The organism is Mycobacterium sp., from assembly GCF_050701675.1.
Classification (GTDB): domain Bacteria; phylum Actinomycetota; class Actinomycetes; order Mycobacteriales; family Mycobacteriaceae; genus Mycobacterium.
Window position 1 is genome coordinate 1 of record NZ_JBOGDD010000675.1, and the last position, 7,444, is coordinate 7,444.

Here is a 7,444-nt window from a genome sequence, read left to right on the forward strand (position 1 = left end):
GGGTGCTGGTCCTCGAGCACGGTCGCGTCGTCGAGGACGGGCCGCCTGAGGAGTTGATCCTCGGCGACGGCAGGTACGCCGCGTTGCACCGGGCGTGGGTCGAGTCGCTGGCATGACGCCCGGTCGAGACCTAGGGAATCAGCCGGGCGCGCCTGGCCCGGGACACCGCTTCGTGCCTGGTGCGGGTGCCGAGTTTGGCCGCCGCGCTGCGTAGGTAACTCTTCACCGTCTCGGGCTTCAGTGAAAGACGTTGGGCTGCTTCATTATTCGTACATCCCATGGCCACCTGTGAGAGTACGTCGAGCTCGCGTGGCGTCAATGGGGTTGCGACGGGGGAGCTCTCACCGCTCAACGCCCCGGTCAGCCGGTCGGCGAGCGCCAGCAGTTGGGCGGGCGTCACCACGGCGGCCGCCGCCAGCCGCCGCAGCTCGGCGTGCACCTCACGGATCTGCTCCGAGGCCATCTCGCCGGAGCTGGGCTGCTGCGCCTCGCGCAGGCGCAGTCGTCGGTCCACCTCGTCGCGGACCCGCAGTTCGAGGCTCAGCCTGCGCGCCGAGGCCACCATCAGGTCGGCCGTCCGATCCCCGATGGGTGCGCCCGCGCGGTAGGCGCCGTACAACATGGCCCTGGCCGCGCCGTCCACCACGACGGGTACCGCGAGCACGGACTTGATGCCCTCGGAGAGGACGGGGGTGTCGTAGTCGTGCGTGATGTGGGAGGAGTTGCGGTAGTCGGCGACCGACATCGGTCGCCCCGCGACCATGCTCGCGCCGCCCAGACCCGAGTTGGACCGGACCGCCAGCCCGCGCAGCATGGCGGTCCGCGTGCCGACGAACTCGCTGAGCAGCAACACCTCGCCGTGCACCTCGCCCGCGAACAGCACCGGGACGGCGCCCTCGGAGGCGACGTAGCGCAGCTCGGCCCGCAGTGCGTCGCTGTCGCGCGGGCGCAGGAGCTGCGAATTGGCGGGCACTGCGGTTCCCCTCCTTCGGGGGTAGCGGACGGCGAGTGTGACGTAGATCCTATCTGGCATGGGCACCAACACCGATCTCTATCGCAGCGCCCGGGACCAGCTCGTCGACCTGATCAGTGACTACGACAAGGCGGTCGACGCCTTCGCGTGGCCGCAGCTGACCGGGGCGTTCAACTGGGCGACCGACTGGTTCGACGTCATCGCCAGCAACAACCACCACACCGCGTTGTGGATCGTCGAGCAGGACGGCTCCGAGCAGAAGGTGACCTTCGCCGAGATGGCCGAGCGCTCCGACCGGGTGGCGACCTGGCTGGGCAGCCTCGGCATCGGGAAGGGCGACCGGGTCATCCTGATGCTCGGCAACCAGGTCGAGCTGTGGGAGTCGATGCTGGCGGTGGCCAAGCTGGGCGCCGTCATCATGCCGACCACCAGCGCGCTCGGCCCCGCCGACCTCGCGGACCGAATCGCCCGCGGCGGCGCCGGCGCCGTGATCGCCAACGCTGCCGACACCGCGAAGTTCGACGGTGTCGTCGCAGAGTTCACCCGCATCGCGGTCGGGGAGGCCGTTGCCGGCTGGCATTCCTACTCCCACGCCGATGACGTTCGCGCCGCCGGTCCCTTCAGCCCAGGAACCACGGTCGACGATTCGATGCTCGTCTACTTCACCTCGGGCACCACCAGCAGGCCCAAACTGGTCGAGCACTCCCAGGTGAGCTATCCGGTGGGGCACCTGTCGACAATGGCGTGGATCGGCGTGCGTCCCGGCGACGTGCATCTGGCGATCAGCTCGCCGGGCTGGGCCAAGCACGCGTGGAGTTGCTTCTTCGCGCCGTGGATCGCCGAGGCGACCATCTTCGTCTACAACTACGGCCGGTTCGATGCCGCCGCACTGCTGCATCAGATCCGGCGGGCCGACGTCGCCACCTTCTGTGCGCCGCCGACCGTGTGGCGGATGCTGATCCAGAACGACCTCGGCACCAGGCCCGATGCGCTGCGCGAGGTCCTCGGTGCCGGTGAGCCGCTCAACCCCGACGTCATCGCCACGGTCCAGCGGGCCTGGGGGCTGACCATCCGCGACGGCTTCGGCCAGACCGAGACGACGCTGTCGGTCGGCAACACCCCTGGCCAGCCGGTAAAGGCAGGCTCGATGGGCAGACCGATGCCAGGGGTGCCGGTGGTGCTGATCGACCCCATCTCGGGTGAGGCAGCCGACGAGGGCGAGATCTGCCTCGACCTCGGTGCAACCCCGTTGAACCTGATGACCGGATACGTCGGCGATCCGGTCCGCAATGACGACGCGATGGCGGGCGGTTACTACCACACCGGGGACGTCGCGAGCCGCGACGACGACGGCTACATCACCTACATCGGCCGCACAGACGACGTGTTCAAGTCGTCGGACTACAAGGTGTCGCCCTTCGAGCTGGAGAGCGTCCTGATCGAGCATCCCGCCGTCGTCGAGGCGGCGGTGGTGCCGCAGCCCGATGCCACCCGGCTCGCGGTACCCAAGGCGTACATCGCGCTGGCCGAGGGCTGGGAGGCGGGCGCCGACACCGCGCGGGCGATCCTCGAGCACTCGCGCGACCACCTGGCGCCCTACCTGAAGGTGCGCCGGGTCGAGTTCTTCGATCTGCCGAAGACCATCTCCGGCAAGATCCGTCGTGTCGAGCTGCGCCGTCGCGAGGAGGACGCGCATCGGGCGGGCACGCCGATCGCCACGGAGTACCGCTACGAGGATCTGGTGGACTGACGATGAAGTCCTACGACGCGGGTCCCACCGACGTCCCCATTCTCGAGGAGACCGTCGGGGCCAACTTCGAGCGGACCGCCGCACGGTACCCGGACGTCGAGGCATTGGTCGACGTCGCGGGCGGGCGACGCTGGACCTACGCCGAGCTGAACGATGAAATCGACCTCATTGCACGGGGTTTGATGGCCCGCGGCATCGAGAAGGGCGACCGGGTTGGGATCTGGGCGCCGAACTGTGCCGAGTGGACGATCGTCCAGTACGCGACCGCCAAGATCGGCGCGATCCTGGTCAACGTCAATCCCGCCTACCGCACCCACGAGTTGGCCTACGTGCTCGAGCAGTCCGGCGCCCGGACGTTGGTCGCCGCAACGGCGTTCAAGTCGTCGGACTACCGGAGCATGGTTGGCGAGGTGCGCCCGTCGGCGCCGCAGCTGTCCGACGTGGTGTTCCTCGGTACCGACGACTGGCAGCGGTTGCGCGAGGGTGCCGACGGGGTCACCGGGGATGCGCTGCGCGCCAGGCTCGCCGCGCTGGCCAACACCGACCCGATCAATCTCCAGTACACCTCGGGGACGACGGGATTCCCCAAGGGTGCGACGCTGTCGCACCGCAACATCCTGAACAACGGGTACTTCGTCACCGGTCTGATCAACCTGGGTCCCGAGGACCGGCTCTGCATCCCGGTGCCCTTCTACCACTGCTTCGGCATGGTGATGGGGAACCTGGGCTGCACGACGCACGGCGCGACGATGGTGATCCCGGCACCCGGTTTCGACCCTGGCGCAACGCTTTCGGCGATCGAGCGGGAACGGTGTACCGGTGTCTACGGCGTGCCGACGATGTTCATCGCCATGCTGGGGAACCCCGACTTCGCCAAGCGTGACCTGTCATCTCTGCGCACGGGCATCATGGCGGGTGCGGTCTGTCCGGTCGAGGTGATGAAGCGCTGCGTGAACGACATGAACATGACCGAGGTCGCGATCGCGTACGGCATGACCGAGACCTCACCGGTGTCGTGCCAGACGTTGATCGACGACGACGAGGACCGGCGCACTTCCTCGATCGGCCGCGCCCACCCCCACGTCGAGGTGAAGATCGTCGACCCCGAAACGGGCGTCGTGGTGGACCGTGGAGAGCCGGGGGAGTTCTGCACCCGTGGGTATTCGGTGATGCTCGGATACTGGCGGGACGACGAGAAGACCTCGGAGGCAGTCGATTCCGAAGGATGGATGCACACGGGCGATCTAGCGGTGATGCGGGACGACGGCTACTGCAACGTCGTGGGCCGCATCAAGGACATGGTGATCCGTGGCGGTGAGAACGTCTATCCGCGTGAGGTGGAGGAGTTCCTCTACACCCATCCCGACGTCGAAGACGCCCAGGTGGTCGGTGTTCCCGACGCACGGTACGGCGAGGAGATCTGTGTCTGGATCAGGATGAGGCCGGGTGCCGAGCCGCTGGACGCCGCCGCAGTGCGCGCCTTCGCAGACGGGAAGTTGGCACACTACAAGATTCCGCGCTACGTCCACGTCGTCGACGAGTTCCCGATGACGGTGACCGGCAAGATCCGCAAGGTCGACATGCGTGCCGAGAGTGTGCGGCTTCTCGGGCTCTAGGAGTGGCACCGAAGCCGCACTGCTGCGAGAGTTGAGCCATGTCCGCCAGGCACCCGTCCGCAGTCCTCGGCCGTCGGACGTGTGCGCTGGTGGCGGCGGCCTCGGCCGTCCTGCACGGGTTGATGGTCGGCGATGCGGGCCACGCAGCGGTGGCCGTCCTCATCGTCGTCATGGCGGTGGCCTGCCTCTATTGCGCCCGCGAACTGTGGACGGCGGGTTCGCCACGGGTGTGGTGCATCGTCGCCGTGATGAACCTCGGCATGGTTGCGGTGCACTGGTCGATGCCAGGACACCATCACGGCCAGGTGGTGGCCGTGGGGGAGGCGAGCCACATGTCGACGCTGATGGTCGTGGCCACCACGATCTCGGTGGCGGAGGCCGCCGTCGCGACCGCCGTGCTGTGGATTCAGACCCGGCGCCGCGCGATTGCCCTTGCGCCGCAGTGGAACTAGCCCTTGGGCGGGGTGAACTGGCTCAGCACGAGTTCCGCACCGTACGGGTCGCGGATCGTCGCGGTCCTCGTCCACTCGGAATCCTCGGAGGCGATCACCACGGCCCCGAGATCCTCCGCCGTCGCCGTGGATGCGTCTCGATCGGCCACGGCGAAGGTCACCTGCCAGTGTTCGGGGTGCCCCTCGGCAATGATGCGCATCCACGCGACGGTGTCCTCGAAACCCGCCGGTGCCGCGATGTCCGCCTGTCGCGCCCTGATGTCGGGGTCGACCGTCGCGGCGAGGTGGTCGCCGTACCCGGGCCTGCGTACCATCGTCGCGTATCCGACGTCGTCGACCTCCCAGCCGAACAGCTCTGAATAGAACGTCGCAGCCGAGTGGGGATCGGTGGTCTGCAGGTCGCTGAAGTTCCACGCCCCCGGCGCGTTGACGAGTTGCGCGCCGAGTCGCTTGCGCGCCTGCCACAGTCGGAACTCGGCGCCACGGGGATCGACGCACACGGCCTGACGCCCACCGGGGCCGGCGTCGACGGGGTCCACGGTCACGGTGCCGCCTGCCGCTTGGACGGCCTTGGCGGTGGCGTCGGCGTCGTCGACGGCGATGTAGGTGCGCCACGTGACGGCCTCGTCCTCGGAGTCCGGCGAGGCGATCGCCGCGACGTCCTCCCCGCCGATGGTGGCGATCAGGTAGTGGCCGGGCGCCTCGGCGGGTACGGCCTCGGTGAACGTCCAGTCGAACAGTCCCGAGTAGAAGCGCTTGGCTCCATCGAGGTCGTGCGCGACGGTGTCCACCCAGCTGGGGACGCCGTGTGGGTATGTCTTCGGCTCGGTCATGCGATCAGTGTGCCCGGATCAGCGATACGTCAATCCCGACAATCGGGATGCGAGTGCGCGGGTCGCCGGTGGGATGTGACCGACCAAGCCCAGCAACACGTTTCGCGCCGGACGAAGAGTTCGGGGCAGGGTGGCGAGCGTGGTCAGGCGGTCGGTCAACTCGACGACCTGTTGGGCGATGGGGCGCCTGGCGTCGCTATAGGCGTCGAGCAGCGCGTGGGGGCCGCCGTCGAGCACCGCGGCCAGGGTGTCGGCCAGGACGACCGCGTCCTGGATGCCGAGGTTCATGCCCTGCCCGCCTGCGGGACTGTGCACGTGGGCGGCGTCGCCTGCCAGCAGGATGCGGCCCGCCCGGTAGGTGTCGGCGACGCGGTGGTGGATGCGGAACCGCGAGCCCCAGGCCACCTCGGTCACGGTGATGCCACCGGGGCCCCTGGAGTCGAGCAGTCCCTGCACGAATTCCGCTGAGGGTTGCTCGGGAGCATCGTCGACGGGGGCGACGACGCGGAAGGTCCCGTTGGGTAGGGGTGCGACGACGGTCAGGCCTTCACTGGCCCAGAACAGGCGCACCTCGTCGGTGGGTGCGTCACCGCTCAGCTGCGCGTCGGCGAGCACGAACGAGTGTTCGTAGGCGCCACCGGAGAAACCGATCCCTGCCTGTTCGCGGACGGTGCTGTGCATCCCGTCGGCGCCGACGAGGTACCGCGCCTGGACGGTGTCGCCGTCGGTGAACGTCGCGGTGACCCCGTCGGCGCCCTGCGTGATGGTGGTGAGGACCTTGGGCCGGATGACGTCGCCGCCGAGTTCGCGCACACGGTCGAGCAGCAGGCGCTCCGTCGTCGACTGGGGGCACAGAAGGGTGAACGGGTAGTCGGTGGTCAGCCCGCTGAAGTCGATCTGCAGGAGCACCCTGGCGCCGTCGCGGATGACGAACCTGGGCGCTTCGATGCCCTCCTTGAGCAGCCGGCGAGTCACGTCGAGAACCTCGAGAACCTCCAGGGTGCGGGCGTTGACCCCGGCGGCACGAGAGGTGTTGGCGCCTTCGGACTGGCGGTCGACGAGCGTCACGCCTACCCCCTTGAGCAGCAGGGATGCGGCCAGGGTGAGCCCGGTGGGGCCGGCGCCCACGATGAGTACGTCGGTGTGTTTCATGGCGGTCTCCTCGTCTCGAGATTTTGCCAACGCGCGTTGGTATTTCTATCTTGCGTCGGGTCCCGAGAAAAGTCAACAGTTGTTGGCCTACACTTGTTGGCATGGGTAGGAAGGCCGATCAGACCAAGGCCGTCATCCTGGCTGCGGCCAGGGAACGGTTCGCCGAATCGGGTTACGAGGGCACCACCATCCGGGGTGTCGCGGCCACCGCGAACATCGACCCCTCGATGGTGATGCGCTACTTCGGCAGCAAGGACCTGTTGTTCGCCGCCGCTGCCGAGTTCGACCTGCGGTTCCCCGACCTCTCCGACGTCGATCCGGCGGAGCTGGGCCATGCGCTGGTCTCGCACTTTCTCGAGCGCTGGCAGGACGACGAGGCGCTCGTCGTGCTGTTGCGTTCGAGCACCACGAACGCCGAAGCGGCGCAACGGATGGTGGATATCTTTGCGGCCCAGCTGCTACCGGCGATCGGTAAGTTCGTACCCGACGACGCTCCCCGTCGGGCCGGCCTCATCGCGACGCAGGTGCTCGGAATGGCACTGTGTCGCTTCGTGTTACGGCTTCCGCCCGTGGTCGCGATGAGCTCCGATGAACTCGTCGAGTGGCTCGGACCAACGTTGCAGCGGTACGCGACCGCGCCCTGAACCCAGCGACTTGCGGTGTCTCAC

7 protein-coding genes are annotated in these 7,444 nt (G+C 68.1%); 4 read left to right on the top strand and 3 right to left on the bottom strand.

What is annotated here, in order from left to right:
* Positions 1-130: 130 nt before the first annotated feature.
* Positions 131-973: a helix-turn-helix transcriptional regulator gene (locus ACRDUX_RS20745; protein WP_526416023.1), complete on the bottom strand. Its 843-nt coding sequence runs from the start codon at positions 971-973 to the stop codon at positions 131-133.
* A 58-nt stretch (positions 974-1,031) separates the two neighbouring features.
* Between ACRDUX_RS20745 and ACRDUX_RS20750 the strand changes: the two genes are divergently transcribed.
* Genes ACRDUX_RS20750 through ACRDUX_RS20760 form a run of 3 tightly spaced genes read left to right on the top strand, consistent with a single transcriptional unit; the run spans position 1,032 to position 4,791 of the window.
* Positions 1,032-2,723 carry an AMP-binding protein gene (locus tag ACRDUX_RS20750; protein WP_526416025.1) on the top strand — a complete coding sequence of 564 codons (1,692 nt, stop codon included), beginning with the start codon at positions 1,032-1,034 and terminating at the stop codon, positions 2,721-2,723.
* Positions 2,724-2,725: 2 nt separating this feature from the next.
* Positions 2,726-4,339, top strand: a complete 1,614-nt coding sequence (locus ACRDUX_RS20755) for an AMP-binding protein (RefSeq protein WP_526416027.1) — start codon at positions 2,726-2,728, stop codon at positions 4,337-4,339.
* Between the two features lie 38 nt (positions 4,340-4,377).
* On the top strand, positions 4,378-4,791 hold the full coding sequence (locus ACRDUX_RS20760; RefSeq protein ID WP_526416029.1) for a hypothetical protein: 414 nt from the start codon (positions 4,378-4,380) through the stop codon (positions 4,789-4,791).
* Here ACRDUX_RS20760 and ACRDUX_RS20765 read toward each other — a convergent pair.
* Entirely contained in the window at positions 4,788-5,624 is an 837-nt protein-coding gene (locus tag ACRDUX_RS20765; RefSeq protein WP_526416031.1) for a VOC family protein, read from the bottom strand. The two genes, ACRDUX_RS20760 and ACRDUX_RS20765, sit on opposite strands and share 4 nt — an antisense overlap.
* A gap of 18 nt (positions 5,625-5,642) precedes the next feature.
* Complete coding sequence (locus tag ACRDUX_RS20770) at positions 5,643-6,776, bottom strand: FAD-dependent oxidoreductase (protein ID WP_526416033.1); 1,134 nt, start codon at positions 6,774-6,776, stop codon at positions 5,643-5,645.
* A 101-nt stretch (positions 6,777-6,877) separates the two neighbouring features.
* On the opposite strand from ACRDUX_RS20770, the gene ACRDUX_RS20775 reads away from it, so the two are divergent.
* Entirely contained in the window at positions 6,878-7,420 is a 543-nt protein-coding gene (locus ACRDUX_RS20775; protein WP_526416035.1) for a TetR/AcrR family transcriptional regulator, read from the top strand.
* The last annotated feature ends 24 nt before the right edge of the window (positions 7,421-7,444 follow it).